The sequence below is a fragment of the Enterococcus sp. DIV1767 genome, assembly GCF_050542585.1.
GTDB classification, from domain to species: Bacteria; Bacillota; Bacilli; order Lactobacillales; family Enterococcaceae; genus Enterococcus_D; species Enterococcus_D innesii.
The window spans coordinates 3,414,094-3,429,472 of the sequence record NZ_CP172936.1; the positions used below are offsets into that span (position 1 = coordinate 3,414,094).

The window sequence follows — 15,379 nt, forward strand, 5'->3', positions numbered from 1 at the left end:
TTCACTTCCTGTCTTCGTAACTTAATCGTTCTAGAATTGCATGGAGCAAATCAGCTCGTGTTCTATTTTCATAAGGAGAACGTCCTAGAACTGCTTTCGCGATGACGGTCAACAATAAATTGCCTTCTCGCTTGGACAGGATTCCTTCCTCATAAAGTTTCTGGATTATTGCATATGCATCTTTTTCCGAGATGGTTTCATCGAATAATTGATTCATTTCTTTTAAGTAGTGGTGGCTGTCAGTAATTTTGACTTTCTCGATCCGAATATAGCCGCCCCCGCCGCGTTTGCTTTCAACCGCATAGCCTCTTTGAACGGTAAAGCGGGTATTGATCACGTAATTTATTTGTGAGGGCACGCAGTTGAACAAATTTGCCATTTCTGCGCGACGAATCTCAATGGTTTCACTGTCTTCAAGAATTTTCTTCAAATATGCTTCAATCAAATCGGAAGTATTGTGATGACTCAATTCATTCCCTCCCTTGACTAATTCTGACCTTCATTATACCCAATTTTTGATTCCTTGGAAAGATGTACGCTTGCACAAAGGGCCGGACTAAAGGAAATTTTAAAGACACCTGTGCCTCACTATAAGGTTTAGAAACAAAAACAAGCAGCTGGACGGGGAACAAAAAGAGAATTCTTTGGTCCCCGAAGGCTGCTTGGTTAAAGTATTTGGTTTTAGCTAGTTTCTAATCACTTTCTGAGCTACTTTCACTCGTAGCACTTGAATCAGAGGAATCATCTGAACTACTGCTTGGCGTCGATGAGGACGAATCATCTGGTTCAGGTCCTCTAGAGATCGTGACCGTTACAGTAGAGCCAACTTCGACGGAGGTTCCAGCACCTGGAGAGACACGGACAACATGTCCAGCTGGTACTGAGTCATTATAGCCGTCCTCTTCCTCAAAAGTTGAGTCCAATCCCGCTTCATTCAAGTCTGCTTCTGCATCGGCTTGGCTTTTCCCAACAATTCTTGGTACATTGACCATTTCCTGCCCACTGCTGACCGTCAAAGTGATGGTCGTTTGGGAAGTCACCACCGTTTCACCTGTTGCGGGTGCTTGGGCGATGATCGTGCCTGATGGTTGACTGCTAGATTGATAGTTCACTTCGATCTGTGATCGGTCGACACCGCGAGAAGTCAATGCTGCTCGTGCATCTGCCTCTGTCATGCCATAATAGTTGTCCATTGCGAAGCTATCTGGTCCGGAGCTGACCTTAAAGGTGATTTCGTCTTCTGCTGGGGAAACTTCCCGCCCTGCTGCTGGTGATTGACTGATAATATCCCCTTCATCGACATCATCTGACGACTCTAGCTCTTCTTTGATTCTGTCTTCATCAAAGCCCAAATCGATCAACTCTTTTTTGACATCATCAAAGGAACGGCCTTCATAGTCATCAAGGGTGATTTTCTTCGTTCCGCTACTGATGTAGAGGGTCACGACGGAATTCTTTTTGACTTCATTGCCTTCTGGGGGATCGGTTTTGACGACATTGCCTGCTTCGACTTCATCATCTTCGATTTCTTCCACCTCGTCTGCCACTTTCAAACCGGCGGCTTCCAGTTCGGCCCGAGCGGTGGCTTCTGTCTGACCACTGACTTCAGGAATTGCCACATCTCCCCGACCACCGCCGAATAGGAAGTAACTGCCTATCCCTAGCAGTGCGATCACCATAATGATTGGCAGCAGTAGCCAGCGCTTGCGTTTTTTCTTTTTCGGCTGCGCCGCTTCTTCAGCTTGATCCGCAGCCGTTTCTGCCACGGGTTCTTCCACTGGCGGCGTTTCGACTTGGGCTGCTTCCACAGGGGTCAGCACTCTCGTTTCATCCATCAGGGCATGAGGTTCCCATCTCGGTTCATTGAGCCGTTCAGGAGACAACACGGTATCGAGATCTGCCCGCATTTCATCGGCGGTCTTGTAACGATCCGCCGGTTCTTTGGCGGTCGCCTTCAACACGACGTTTTCCAACGATTGCGGAACATTTTTGTCATAGATCCGAATCGACGGGATCTCATCTTGGAAGTGTTTCAAGGCGATCGTTACGGCTGATTCGCCATCAAAGGGTACTTTGCCGGTTAAAATTTCATAGAGGATGATCCCAATCGCATAAATATCTGATTGATTGGTGGCCATACTGCCTCGTGCTTGTTCTGGTGAAAGATAATGCACCGAGCCTAGCATCGAGTTGGTTTGGGTGATCGACGTTTCGGATAGGGCGATCGCGATCCCAAAATCGGTGATTTTCACCACGCCGTCTTCATTGATAAGCACATTCTGGGGCTTTAGGTCCCGGTGAATGATACGGTGCTGATGGGCCAATGCCACCGCTGATAAGATTTGTTGGATGATATCAACGATCTGCAAATAAGGTACGGGATAGTGCGTTTGGATATAGCGCTTGAGATCCATTCCTTTGACATATTCCATCACCAAAAACTGCATGCCGTCTTCTTCACCGACATCATAAACGGTTACGATGTTGGGATGAACCAGCTCAGTCGCCGCCAAGGCTTCTCGTTGAAAGCGCCGAATCGCACTTTGGTCGTTTTGGAAGTCAAAACGAAGCACTTTGATTGCCACTTCACGGTCTAAGATCAAGTCATGCGCCAAAAACACATTTGCCATTCCGCCGCTGCCGATATTGCCGATGATTTTGTATCGGCCGTTTATCTTCTTCCCAATTTCGATCATGGGCGCTCTCCTCCAACTTTAATCAATAATACCGTGATATTGTCGACACCGCCGCGTTCGTTGGCTTGATCGATCAATGATTGCACTGCTTCTTCCAGCTCAGGGGTTTCTTGGATCGTTGCTGTGATCTCTTCATCTGAGACCATGTTGGTCAATCCATCTGAACACAGCAGCAAATAATCCCCGTCTGCAATAAAGTGGATCGCCACATCGACTTCGACTTCGCTTGGCATACCGATCGAGCGGGTCAAAACGTTTTTGCGAGGATGATTCAAGGCCATTTCTGCCGTGATTTGTCCTGACTTCACCAATTCATTGACCAGTGAATGGTCCTCTGTGATTTGGGTCAGCACTTGATTGCGTAAAAGATAGGCACGGCTGTCCCCAACATTGGCGATCGTAAACTGGTCGCCTAATAAGGCCACAGCAATGATCGTGGTGCCCATGCCGCTAAGTTCTTCTTGTTCTTGTCCTTTTTGGAAAATCACTTGGCTTTCCGCTTGGATTTTTTGGATCAGCCATTGGGCAGTTTTTTCACTATCTGTCAGTTCTGTCTGTTCCCAAGCGGTGCCGATCTCACTGACTGCTTGACGGCTAGCGACATCTCCGGCCCGGTGGCCCCCCATGCCATCGGCAAGCAAGGCCAATGTCACATTGGCTTTATTTACATAGGTTGCTGCAAAATCTTGGTTTGTGTTGCGACGTTTGCCGACATCTGTTTGAAAACGAATCTCCAATTTCTTTCACCTCGTTACTTTTTGCGTAGACAACTGATAAAAAAGCCATCTGTCATAAAATCTTGCGGATAGATCGTCAACATATCCTCTTGAACAGCTTCGGCTGCCAGCGGTCCTACCGCAAGAGGCATTTGCTCAAATTCAGGATGGTCAGCGAGAAACGCTGCCACGACTTGTTGATTTTCTTCCGCTAGAATCGTACATGTGCTGTAGACCATTATACCCGATTTTTTCAAGGTTGGGGCGGCACTTTCCAAAATCTCTCGCTGAATCTGCGGCAAGCGTTGGAAATCGGCTTCCGTCTTGCTGTATTTGATGTCCGGCTTACGGCGCATCAATCCTAATCCAGAACAAGGGGCATCCACTAAGATGCGATCAAATTGTTCAGGGGCAAAGGTTTGAGCCGTCTCCCGCGCATCCATCACGCGGGTTTCCACAACTGCTTCGACACCTAAACGTTGGGCATTTTGCTGAATCAGCTTAACCTTATGGGCATGGATATCCAGTGCTGTCACTTTGCCGCCCTCTGCGGCAGACAAGAAGGCAGCGATATGGGTCGTTTTGCCTCCTGGTGCGGCGCAGGCATCCAGTACTTGATGGTCTCGGGCTACTTGTAAAACGGGGGCAACCAGCATCGAACTTTCATCTTGGATCGTCAGTAAGCCTTCTTTGTAGAGGGACGAGCCCGCCATAAAGCCTTTGTCAGCCACAACCCCATAGGGGGAAAGCTCACTTGGCCGTGCGTCGATGCCTTCTTCTTGCAGCCGCTCGATCGCTGCTGCTTGCGAGATGCGCTGCAGATCGATACGACCACTGGCATGATTGGGTTCAAATAGGGCATAGCCCAGCTCACTGGTTTCTTCGATCCCAATTTGTTTGACTAGTTTCTTCGTTAGCCACAGGGGCAAACTGATTTCCGTTGCTAAACGTTCCATTGGGTCTTTGATCAATGCCAAGTCTGGCACTCCTTGTCGTTGGATCGTGCGCAGCACGCCATTGACGAATTTACCGGTTCCCGGATTGCCTTTGGCTTTCGCGATATCCACGGCTTCATGAATGATGGCATGGGCGGGTACTTTATCGAGATACAGCATCTGATACAAGGAAAGCCGCAGCAGCGTTTTGACCCACGGATCGACTTTGCGGGCATTTTTAATAAACCGGTCCAAATAATAATCCAATAAAAGCTGACGACTGATGGTGCCGTACACCAATTCAGTCAGTAAGCGACCGTCTTTGTCATTTAAACGCCCTTGATTCATCAATTCCCGTAGTAGTAGATTGGAATAAGCGCCGCCTTTTTCGATTCGTAACAACGCTTCTAGGGCCACAAAGCGCACTGTATATTGTATGTCTCCAAGATTACGCTTCATAGGTACCTACCTGATCTCCTTTTTGAATCTGTTGTCCACTGCCGTTTAAGAATGCGGCAATGTCTTGTCGGCCTTTTCCAGCTGGCTGCAATTCATCGATAGCCAATACCGTGCCTTCACCACAAGCGATCAGCAACGTTTTTTTCGTCCGTTCAATGATCGTTCCTGGCGGGGCTGTCGTCGTTTGCTCCAACGGTGTTACTTGCCAAAGCTTCCAGCGGTTGCCGTTTTGTGTCGTAAAAGCGATTGGCCATGGCCGCATGCCTCGGACTTGGGCGTCGATTTGCACCGCCGTTTTCTGCCAGTCGATGGCTTCTTGTTCACGGCTGATATTCGGCGAGAAGGTGACTTTTGCTTCTTCTTGCGGAACCGGCTGCAGCTCTCCTGACAAGATTTTCGGCACAGTTTCCAGCAGCAAATCTTTGCCTAATAGGCTCAACTTATCAAACATCGTCCCCACATCATCTTGGGCCGTGATCGGCAAACGAGCTTGAGCAAAAATACCGCCAGCATCCATTTTTTTGATCATTTCCATGATGGTTACACCCGTTTCTTGCTCACCTTCCATGATGGCATAATGCACAGGAGCCCCGCCACGGTATTTCGGCAGTAGGGACGCATGAACGTTGATAGCGCCATACTTCGGTACTTCTAGTAAAGCACTAGGTAAAAATTGGCCGAAAGCTGCCGTGATCAGCAGATCAGGTGCCAAAGCTTGAATCTGCTCCATTTCTGGTGACCCACTGATTTTTTCTGGTTGTAAAACCAACAAGCCATGCTTCAACGCCGCTTCTTTGACGGGGGTCGGAGTAATGATTTTTTTGCGACCGACGGGACGATCCGGCTGGGTCACGACTGCTGCCACTTCATAACCGGCTTCAAGCAAGCCTTCTAAAATTGGGACGGAAAACGCCGGGGTACCCATAAAGACGATTTTAGTCATTTTCATGTTCCTCCATATACTTTTCTAAGTCTTCTTCAGGAATGCGTTCGACGAGCTTGTCGACAAACAGCACGCCATTTAAATGATCGATCTCATGCTGCATCGCCCGCGCCAAGTAACCGAATGCTTCCACTTCCATTTCTTCTCCTTCTCGATCGAAATAGCGGACAGTGATCTCGTCTGCTCGTTTGACGGTCCCGAAGGTGTGAGGAATACTCAAGCAGCCTTCCACATCCAGGGATTCACCAGAAGAAGCGATGATCTCAGGGTTGATCATTTCAAAGCGATCGTCTTCTTCGACTTCCACGATCGCCACTTGCAGGTTTTTGCCGACTTGCGGTGCGGCAATACCGATCCCATCGTGAGCAACCATCGTTTCATAAAGGTCGTCTAGTAGCTGAACGAGCTCATCGGTAATTACTTTGACGGGTTTTGCTTGCCGACGAAGACGTTCATCGGGGGTAATAATAATAGGATAACGCATATTTTCTCCTCTAAATAAAATTCAACGGCTCTTGGTCAATCGACACGTACAATCCTTTGCGCTGATCGATTTGACTTTGATCCAACAGACGGGTCAACAATGCAGGTAGCTGCGGTTCATTTTTGTATTTAATGATCAATTGGTAGTAATAACGGTTTTTCACCCGCAAAATCGCACTTGGTGCCGGCCCCAACAAAATACTTTGCGGTGACAGCTCCTGCTGCAGATCCCGCGCGATCGCAAACATCTTCTGAGCGGCGACTTGCTCTTCGGGATGACTGCAGGTGATTTTGACGGTGAAATAATACGGTGGGTAGCCGCTTTGGTGCCGCATCCACATCTCTTTTTGATAGAAATCTTCGTAGTCTTGCGACTGCGCCAATTGGATGGCGTAGTGCTCAGGGTTGAATGTTTGGATCACCACTTCGCCGGTTTTTTCTGCCCGACCTGCCCGACCACTGACCTGAGTCAACAGTTGGAACGTCCGTTCACTCGAACGAAAATCTGGCAAGTTCAAGGCAGTATCGGCATTCAAGACCCCTACCAGTGTGATATCAGGGAAATCCAAGCCTTTGGCGATCATCTGAGTCCCCAACAAAATATCCGCTTTTTTCTCCCCAAACAAGGTCAAGATTTTTTCGTGGGCACCTTTTTTGCGGGTGGTATCGACATCCATCCGTAAGACCCGCGCTTCAGGAAACAGTTCCTTCAATTCTTCTTCCACTTTTTGCGTGCCCGTTCCGTAATAACGAATCTTGTCTGCATTGCAGTTGGGGCAACGATGGGGGATGTGTTCTTCATGCCCGCAATAATGACAGCGCATCGTTTTGGTATCCATATGCAGCGTCAAGGAGATGTCGCAATTTGGACAAGGCAAAACATACCCGCAATCGCGGCACATCACGAAGGAAGAGTAGCCGCGCCGATTCAGCAGCAAGACGATCTGTTCTTTGCGGGCCAAACGGTCTGTGATTTTTTCCTGTAACGGACGAGAAAAAGTTTGATACTTTTTATTGGCAAATTCGGTACGCATATCCACGACTTCGATCTGCGGTAATTGCGCACTGGTTTTTGCCCGCTGATTCAATTTCAATAAGCGGTAGACTTCTTTTTGGGCCCGAGCACGAGATTCTAATGACGGCGTCGCACTGCCTAACACCACTGGACAGTGATGGTACTGGCTGCGCCAAATCGCTAAATCTCTCGCATGATAACGAGGGGCTTCCTCTTGCTTGTAGGAAGCTTCGTGCTCCTCATCGACGATGATGACCCCAATGTTTTTCAACGGAGCAAAAATCGCCGAACGGGCGCCAACCACCACCTGCGCCTCCCCACGTTCGATCTTACGCCATTCATCGTATTTTTCACCTTGGGACAAGCCGCTGTGTAAAACAGCCACTGCGTCGCCGAGACGGCTTTTAAAGCGTTCGACCATTTGCGGGGTCAAAGCGATCTCCGGTACGAGCATGATCGCGGTTTTGCCTTGTTTCAGCAATTGGGCGATCGCTTGTAGATAGACTTCTGTTTTTCCACTGCCGGTGATCCCTTCCAGTAAAAAAGTCTGTGCCTCTTGGTTATCCGCACAAGCAGTGATTTGCGCTACTGCAGCTGCCTGTTCTTCATTTAATTCAAGGGGGACCGTTTTTTGAAATTGACGGTCTTTGTAAGGATCACGGTAGGCTTCAACTTCCGTAAAGGTCAGCCAGCCAGCTTCTTGCGCTTGGTTCAAAGCCGCGGTGGAAATCCCTTGTTCGGTAAAAAAGGAAACCGGCAAGCGGGCTTCCTCTGTCAAAATCTGTAAGATTTCCAGCTTGCGTTTGGCCCCTTTGCGCAGCTGTTGCTGGACGGCGGGGATTTCTGCTGGCTCGATCTTGCGTTCAATGTAACGGGTCATTTTCGCTTTGTTTTTATTTTTCACGAGATACTGCAATTCAACTACTGCGGCTTCCCGCAAAGGCTTCAACTGCGGCAGCAGCCCTGCACTTTCGGCGTCTTGCCAACTGAGGATGCCGTCTTCGGGAAAATATTCTTTGATGGGATGATTTCCTTCCAGCAAAACGATCTGCTTTTGGTACTCGGCTTTCATCACACTAGGCAGCATCGTCTGCAAGCAAGTAATCTTAAAGGCAAAGGTCGTTTCCTTCATGTAGTCGGCTAATTGGAGAAGTTCTTCATTGACGACAGGCGACAAATCCAACAAACGAACGATTGGTTTTAAGGTCTGCTGCGGTTCGGCAACTTCTGAAAGGCCGACGACGAACCCTTGGATATGGCGGTCGCCCTTGCCAAATGGCACTTCGACCCGCATCCCTGTCTCAATGGCGGCTTGTAATTCTGATGGGATCAGATAGGTAAAAGGCTGATCGGTCTGCATCGTGGGAACATCCACGATCACTTCTGCTATGTACGCCATTTCTTCTCCTCCTTTTAGGTTCTATTTTACTAAATGGGTGGGGGTTTGTCTGTACCCCTTACAAAAATTTAACCATCGCCATTCAAAAGAAAAAGCCAGAACACAGGCGTGCTCTAGCTTGCTTTTGTCTATAGCTTTTGTTCGTCGCGGATACGCGCTTCTAATTCTTTTTGTTCTTGGTCTTTTTGCGCTTTGCGCTCTTCTTGTTCCATTTTCAAGCGGGCCCGTTTGATTTCTGGATGCGGATCATTAACGACTAATTCCGCTTCGATTTCTTCAAGCGCTTGACCCACGCTTTTCACTGAATCAAAGTTTTCTAGTGTTGCTTGCGCACCGGCATCAAGTTCATGCGCCCGTTTGCTTGCTAAGATCACTAATGAATATTTTGAATTGACACGATCCAACAAAGAATCGATTGAAGGTTTTAACATCATATTTCTTACAGCTCCTCTAACATTTTGATATAGGTTCCGATCACTCGGTCAACGCGAAAATGTTCACTTGAAATAATTTCGCGAATTCGTTGGACTGCCTTAGGTACTTCATCATTGACAACGGCATAATCATACAAAGCCATCATTTCGATTTCTTCACGGGCGACACGCATCCGTTCATCGATCACTTCGGCAGAGTCGGTTCCTCTTCCTGTAATACGAGAGCGTAATTCTGCCAGATCAGGTGGCGTCAGAAAAATAAACACACCATCGGGAACTTTGTCTTTTACTTGTTTTGCCCCTTGCACTTCGATCTCTAAAAACACATCTTTTCCTTGATCCAATGTCTGTTGGACATAAGATAATGGGGTGCCATAATAATTGCCGACATATTCGGCGTATTCCAGCATTTCACCGGCTTCGATCAAGGCTTCAAATTCTTCCCGCGTGCGGAAATAGTAATCGACCCCTTCCACTTCCCCCTCGCGTTTTTGACGAGTGGTCATTGAAACGGAATATTGAAAATCGTTGTCGTCACTCTCAAAAATTGCTTTGCGCACGGTCCCTTTCCCTACTCCGGAAGGTCCTGATAAAACTATAAGTAATCCTCGCTCTGACATAATGACGTCCTTTCACTGACATTTGCTTAACGTCTATTTTGCACTTTTTTTCAGCAACTTTCAAGAACTACTTTATTATAATGGGAATTTCATGAAATTGCTAGTCTACACTTCGGCCGCTTTCTTAAAAGCCCATGTTGCTTAAGGTATTGATGACCCCTGCCAATTCGTCTTTGGCAGTGATCGCTTTTTCAGTAGGATCCGTCACTTCTTGGCAATCGATACGTACGATGTACCGACGATTTAAAGAAACAGCTACGCCATCAACTAATAGATGGAGAAAATCCGGCTCGATGGCTACACAGGCATCTTCCCACGCCGAGAAATTCTCTTTGTCAGAGGGAATACTACGCTTGATGACATTTTTTCCGCTTAGTTCGTGAAAGGTGATATCGTAATATTTCATTGGTTCATTCCTCCTACTCGATGTTTTGAACTTGTTCTCTGATTTTTTCAATGATCGTCTTCATTTGGACGACACTGTTTTTGATTTGGATCGGACTCGATTTTGAGCCAATCGTATTGACTTCCCGGTTCATCTCTTGGATCAAGAAATCCAGCTCTCGACCTATTGGTGTCTCGGCTGCCAGCAGCTCCGTCATCGTCGTTAAATGGATACTTAAACGATCCAGTTCTTCGTGGATATCGCCGCGTTCCAATAAAATCGCCAACTCTGTCAGTAAACGATCGCGATCGACTTCTTCCCCTAGATAGGCAGTCAGTTTCTTTTCAAAGCGTTCTTGGTAGTCCGCCTCATAGAGGGTCACGAATTGTTTGAGTTCTGTCAGTTTTTCCTGCAGCTGTCGCTGGTTTTCTTGCAAGATCTGCAGAATGCCTTGCCCTTCCACCCAGCGGCTTTGATCGATCGCTGCCAGCGCTTGATCTAATGCTTCCATCACGCCATCGGCTAAGGTGCTTTCTTCTGGCTCTTGATCAGAGATCGTTAGAAAAGCCTCATGGAGCAGGAATTGTTCCAGCAATGCTGCTTTAGGCAGCTCTGCTAAGTCAAAACGGTCTTTGGCTTCGGTATCGATCTCCTGCATGAAACGTTCCAGCAGGTCCCATTGGATCTCGATCTGTTTCGTATTTGCGGTTTTTTCTTTTAAAGTCACATACAATTCGATCCGTCCTCGCTGGAGGGTCTGCTTGATCGACTGCCGTAAAGCACCTTCTAGAGGATTCAATTGTTTGGGCATTCGCAGCTGCAGGTCTAAAAAGCGCTGATTGACACTTTTGATTTCAATTTCGATCTGCACATCTGGTGTTTCTGCACTGCCTTTGCCAAAACCAGTCATACTTTTCATTTGATCACTCCTCACCCTTTTGCTTTCTTACATGGAAAGCAGGGCTTTTTTAAGTTCTGCAAATTCTTCATTGGATAAGGTCACGCCTTTGCCCATCTTCTCGTGCTCTGGGCCCCAATCTCTCAGATCAAATTTTGGCGGACGCCCATTCCAGCTCACCAAATTCAATTCTTTGCGCCAGCCTCTTTGATTTTCCGAAAGCACGGCGATCTCTTCAACGATTTCATACGAAAATTTATCCATTTTCTGCTCCTTTCAAAAGATAGTGACTATACGCTGCCATTAAAGCAGTCAGCGGGTAACGCCGACGAATCTGCTGAAGGGCGGGCAGATTCAATTGCTGCGTCCGATAAAAAAAGAAAAAGCGGTTTTGCTCGGACAAGACAAAAAAACGGTCGCGATAATAGCTCAGCCACTCGGTGATCGACCAGGCATCGGCTTCTTCCACTGCCTTTAGCGCAATTTTTTCAGCTAAAGCCGTTAGCATCGTTTCCTGCTCATAAATCACCGTAGGCGCTAGATACAATACTTTCGCGGTACACTCTATCAGTATACGCCCCCACTGCTCAAATGGCACATCCTGTTGATAGAATTTACGCATTTTTTTCCAAAATTCTTTTTTCTTTAGTTCCTGATAAAGCAACGGGTCTGTCTGGCGTAGCTCTTTCAAAAAGCCCCGCCATAACGGCTGAAAATCAACCGTCTTTTCAAAGGTATACCAATGGCCTTGGTATTTGCCGAACACTTTCAAGGTTTCCAAATAGCCCAAGGTCATATTATCCAGCGAACGCTGGGCATCAAAAACCAAAAAGCTGCCTAAGGACCAAGGAGACCCCAACGAAAGTTGCGCAGTTTCTTCCATCAAAACCGTCCTTTTATTGATGCCGGGTCCTTGGACATCCACGGTGATACATTCCGTTGCCCCTTGCTGGAGAGCGACATCGATGGGCAGGTTGTTGCGATAGCCGCCATCGATATAATAAGCATCATTAATTTTTTGCGCCTGCATTGCTGGATAAAATGAGGCGGATGCCAACAACCAATGCAGATTTTCCTCAACTGCGGATGGATCAAAGGCATAGATCGTCTCCTTGAAGTCGGGCAGACGAGTCGTACAGATCAGCAAATGACAAGCAGTTTGGCTGAATTTTTCTTGATCAAAGGTCTTCTGCAAAAGCTTTGCCAAGGGTTCGGTACTGGCGCCGTTGCTTTTGACCGCTTCGCGGACCAGCGAGTTGGCTTGATTCATCAAATCCCGCAGCGTTTGGGCTCGTACCGAAGCAAGCGGATAGTGCAATACTTGCTCGCTGGAGATATTTGCCCATAAATCGACGGCCGCTTCCACATCGTTCATTAAAATCAAGGCGCCATTCAACGCACCAACGGAAGTTCCCGTGATCCATTCAAAGGTGATGCCCCGTTCTTGCAGCGCTTGCCAAACCCCGATTTGATACGCCCCATGAGCACCGCCACCGCCTAAAACCAGCGCCGTCTGATAAGCTAGCGCTTTTTGATACCCTTGAGGGACCACCTGATACCCTTGCTGGATAAACCACTCAGCCAAGGGGGTCCGATGAGGGAGCTGCCACAAGATGGCTGCTACAAAACGACTGCGGGCAAAGCTTTCTGTCACAGCTAGCAGTTGTTTCCAAGTAAACTCGGCGGCTGCTTCCACCAGCAGATTGGTGATAGTCAGTGTCTTTTGGTCAAAATCAAACTGCCCGGCAAGGTAAAAGCGGCCATAACGGCTGTCGATCTGCCAGCCCTGCTGCGACATGTCGGCAAGAAATGCTCGTCGCGCTTTTGAGTGCGACTCAAAAAAGGAAAAGACCAGTCGGCTTTCTTGAAACCCTGCCCTTTGTGCAAGAAAATCGATCGAAGTCAGTTTTTTCACTTTCATCAAGACGCCTCCTTAAGCAAAAAAGAATAGACGAATGACACGCCGGCTGCCGTACCACTCGAGCTATTCTTTTGATTAAAATGTTCGTTGTGCCATGTTGAATGCTGCCAACATCTCATCCGTGGCTTCATCGACTGGCGTCACAGATTCCAAATCACCTTGGATCACACGACGGGTGACACCGCCCATTTCGCCACAGGTGATCAGCGTGATCATTTTGCGGCCTTCTACTTCGTCAAGCAAATAGACATCGGTCGGATCGACCCGCACAGAAGAAGTCGCGGTATACGTGTAAATATTTTCCAGATCGGTCACATAGATAGCCGCCCCGATGGCGACATCATCCAATGGTGTAAACAAAAGATCTGGCGATTGGGCGCGATGGCTAGCCAACGCGTAATTGCCTTCCCCCATTTTTTGGGTGGGACTTAACGTACCAGCACCATACAGCAAGGCCTCGTTGGCCAAGCCTTTAAAAATCGGCAGATTGATCCCAACACTGGGAACCGCCACGCCGCCGATCACTGGCAAAGCTTTGTTGCTCAGCTGCGCCCGTAAGACTGCTTCTGAACTTGCCGGCTCCACGGCATCAAAATCAAAGGTCGCTTCCGCTTCCATGTTTTTTTCCACATCACTACGATCAATGGTGCCGACTGCGTAAGCTTCACCCGTTTGTTTAATAAAATAATTTTTGATTTGATTATTAAAAATCAAGGCTAAACCAATCAATAACAGCAAAAGCAAAAAGAGATTGCTCAGCCAATTGGAAAGTCTACTTTTCTTTTTTCTCATAGGTTCTCGTCTCCATTAGTTTCTTCTTTTATCATACCAAAATCCTCATAAAGACGCCAATTTGGGCAATTTTTTTTACGAAAAGACAAGATTTGCCTTTTTTTGTCGAAAAAGAGAACTTAAAAATTGTTTTTTCTGTTATTTTGTAATATAACTTTAAACGAAAAGATACAAGCAATTTTCAGCGCTTTGTTGTAGAATGAACTTAGTAGATAGGAGGGATCGATCGGCATGTCTAACACGATTTACGTACATATTGATACAACCAGCAATGCCGTCTTGACCCGCGGGCTTGCCCCCCAAGATTTTAACAAGAGCATTGTCCATCAGCCCAAGAATCTGCTCTTGCTTGATCCTTCCAGTGATTTCGGCGAATTCGACGGTCATACGGGCTTAAAAGTTATTCGTGGAATGGAAGATGTCCAACTGTTTTTTCAGCAGATCAACAAAGGTCGCATTGCCGAAGAAATGAAGTGGATCGATTTTAATGATTACGAGATGGTCAAAGAATTGACGCCTTTAGAGATCTCCGAATTGTTATATTTTGGCCACATGAAGACACACCTCCACTCCCCTTTCTTTTACAAACTGCAAAATAACTTTGTTTTCTTTGACTTAAAAGATGCACGTTCCCGCGTTTATTATCGCTATTTAGATGAATATTACCGGATCTTGGCGGATCGGATCACCCGTATCGTCTTAGAAAAAATCAATGATCGTCTCTCCTTTTTTAAAAAAGCGACACCGGTGGAAAAGCTCGACTTTAATTTGCTGAAAGAATTACGGGGAATCATGCAAGAAGGCATCGTCTTCTGTCTGACACAAGAGCAACTGATCGATAAAACTTATACGATCCCGATCTATCTGTCAGAAGATGCTGGCTTAAAAAACACGCTGGTCAATCAAAAAGAGCTGGATCAAATTGCAGTTTTGCGCTACTCAGCCAGCAAAAAAAACTGGTCGTTGGAAATTGATCAAGAAGATTTGGCTTTTGGATTTTTCGACAAAAAAATGTCTTGATGCTTCTCTTTTTCAAAGAGCATCAAGACATTTTTTATGATTTCATTTCTAAAACTAAACTTTCGGCACAAATAATTTTGGAGCGGCCTTGACTAAGAGACCTAATACGACCCCTACATAAACGATATTGATGATGACCGATGACCCATTAAAGATCAAGGAATACAGATACGGACTTTGTCCTGGCGGTGCGTACATTCCCCAGACAAAAACCCCTGCCCAATAATGCCAAAACCAACGGCTAATCACCGCCACGATGCCCCCTAAGACGACATACCACGTAACGGTTTTGCTGTTTTGACGGATCGCTTGCTGGATTTTATTAGCAAACAAGCCGCCCACCCCACCAAAAGCAAAGGCAAAGGGATATTCAAAGATGATCTGTGGAACGGTGATAAAGTTACGCATCGCACTACCAATCAAAATATTCAGCAAGCCCCACATAAATCCCGCCGTCATTCCCGGCAGCACCCCGCGACGATACGAATACAAGACCAAGGGCACGAGCCCTAGAGACAAGTCGATACTGGAATTGGCTGTCTGGATCGGGATATACGACAAGACGACCCCGATAGCAGCGATCATCGTTCCTTCCGTCCAGACCTGCAGCGACATTTTTCGTTTCAAAAAAAACTCCTCCTTTAGAATCATCACAATTCACAA

General features: G+C 47.0%; 16 protein-coding genes. 1 reads left to right on the plus strand and 15 read right to left on the minus strand.

Annotation, left to right across the window (positions count from 1 at the left end):
• Nucleotide 1: 1 nt before the first annotated feature.
• The 14 genes from IGI78_RS16080 to IGI78_RS16145 all read right to left on the minus strand — a co-directional run bounded on the left by IGI78_RS16080 (nucleotide 2) and on the right by IGI78_RS16145 (nucleotide 13,696).
• Nucleotides 2–469 carry a CtsR family transcriptional regulator gene (locus IGI78_RS16080; RefSeq protein ID WP_005230319.1) on the minus strand — a complete coding sequence of 156 codons (468 nt, stop codon included), beginning with the start codon at nucleotides 467–469 and terminating at the stop codon, nucleotides 2–4.
• 223 nt (nucleotides 470–692) lie between these two features.
• Nucleotides 693–2,696, minus strand: a complete 2,004-nt coding sequence (gene pknB, locus IGI78_RS16085) for a Stk1 family PASTA domain-containing Ser/Thr kinase (RefSeq protein WP_195266421.1) — start codon at nucleotides 2,694–2,696, stop codon at nucleotides 693–695.
• The gene (locus IGI78_RS16090) at nucleotides 2,693–3,433 is read right to left on the minus strand and encodes a Stp1/IreP family PP2C-type Ser/Thr phosphatase (RefSeq protein ID WP_077454136.1); all 741 of its coding nucleotides are present in this window, start codon (nucleotides 3,431–3,433) and stop codon (nucleotides 2,693–2,695) included. The genes pknB and IGI78_RS16090 overlap by 4 nt, the downstream gene beginning before the upstream one ends.
• Nucleotides 3,434–3,447: 14 nt before the next feature.
• Entirely contained in the window at nucleotides 3,448–4,806 is a 1,359-nt protein-coding gene (gene rsmB, locus IGI78_RS16095) for a 16S rRNA (cytosine(967)-C(5))-methyltransferase RsmB (protein ID WP_015510616.1), read from the minus strand.
• Nucleotides 4,796–5,749, minus strand: a complete 954-nt coding sequence (fmt, locus tag IGI78_RS16100) for a methionyl-tRNA formyltransferase (protein ID WP_195266423.1) — start codon at nucleotides 5,747–5,749, stop codon at nucleotides 4,796–4,798. Before fmt ends, rsmB begins: the two co-directional genes overlap by 11 nt.
• Nucleotides 5,742–6,233, minus strand: a complete 492-nt coding sequence (def, locus tag IGI78_RS16105; protein WP_005230314.1) for a peptide deformylase — start codon at nucleotides 6,231–6,233, stop codon at nucleotides 5,742–5,744. The genes fmt and def overlap by 8 nt, the downstream gene beginning before the upstream one ends.
• Nucleotides 6,234–6,243: 10 nt before the next feature.
• Entirely contained in the window at nucleotides 6,244–8,646 is a 2,403-nt protein-coding gene (gene priA, locus IGI78_RS16110; protein ID WP_194195668.1) for a primosomal protein N', read from the minus strand.
• A 128-nt stretch (nucleotides 8,647–8,774) separates the two neighbouring features.
• Nucleotides 8,775–9,080, minus strand: a complete 306-nt coding sequence (rpoZ, locus tag IGI78_RS16115; protein WP_005232977.1) for a DNA-directed RNA polymerase subunit omega — start codon at nucleotides 9,078–9,080, stop codon at nucleotides 8,775–8,777.
• A 5-nt stretch (nucleotides 9,081–9,085) separates the two neighbouring features.
• On the minus strand, nucleotides 9,086–9,700 hold the full coding sequence (gene gmk / locus IGI78_RS16120) for a guanylate kinase (RefSeq protein ID WP_005230308.1): 615 nt from the start codon (nucleotides 9,698–9,700) through the stop codon (nucleotides 9,086–9,088).
• Between the two features lie 124 nt (nucleotides 9,701–9,824).
• On the minus strand, nucleotides 9,825–10,106 hold the full coding sequence (locus IGI78_RS16125; protein ID WP_005230307.1) for a hypothetical protein: 282 nt from the start codon (nucleotides 10,104–10,106) through the stop codon (nucleotides 9,825–9,827).
• A gap of 13 nt (nucleotides 10,107–10,119) precedes the next feature.
• Entirely contained in the window at nucleotides 10,120–11,004 is an 885-nt protein-coding gene (locus IGI78_RS16130; protein WP_086332810.1) for a YicC/YloC family endoribonuclease, read from the minus strand.
• 27 nt (nucleotides 11,005–11,031) lie between these two features.
• Entirely contained in the window at nucleotides 11,032–11,247 is a 216-nt protein-coding gene (locus tag IGI78_RS16135) for a YdbC family protein (protein WP_005230288.1), read from the minus strand.
• Nucleotides 11,240–12,904 carry a patatin-like phospholipase family protein gene (locus IGI78_RS16140; protein WP_195266425.1) on the minus strand — a complete coding sequence of 555 codons (1,665 nt, stop codon included), beginning with the start codon at nucleotides 12,902–12,904 and terminating at the stop codon, nucleotides 11,240–11,242. Before IGI78_RS16140 ends, IGI78_RS16135 begins: the two co-directional genes overlap by 8 nt.
• 75 nt (nucleotides 12,905–12,979) lie before the next feature.
• A complete protein-coding gene (locus IGI78_RS16145) occupies nucleotides 12,980–13,696 on the minus strand; it encodes a class A sortase (RefSeq protein ID WP_077454132.1) in 717 nt (238 codons plus the stop codon).
• Nucleotides 13,697–13,927: 231 nt separating this feature from the next.
• On the opposite strand from IGI78_RS16145, the gene IGI78_RS16150 reads away from it, so the two are divergent.
• Nucleotides 13,928–14,716 carry a hypothetical protein gene (locus tag IGI78_RS16150; RefSeq protein WP_096741981.1) on the plus strand — a complete coding sequence of 263 codons (789 nt, stop codon included), beginning with the start codon at nucleotides 13,928–13,930 and terminating at the stop codon, nucleotides 14,714–14,716.
• Nucleotides 14,717–14,770: 54 nt separating this feature from the next.
• Here the strand turns inward: IGI78_RS16150 and thiT are convergent, their stop codons facing one another.
• Nucleotides 14,771–15,343 carry an energy-coupled thiamine transporter ThiT gene (gene thiT / locus IGI78_RS16155; protein ID WP_321206003.1) on the minus strand — a complete coding sequence of 191 codons (573 nt, stop codon included), beginning with the start codon at nucleotides 15,341–15,343 and terminating at the stop codon, nucleotides 14,771–14,773.
• Nucleotides 15,344–15,379 lie beyond the last annotated feature (36 nt).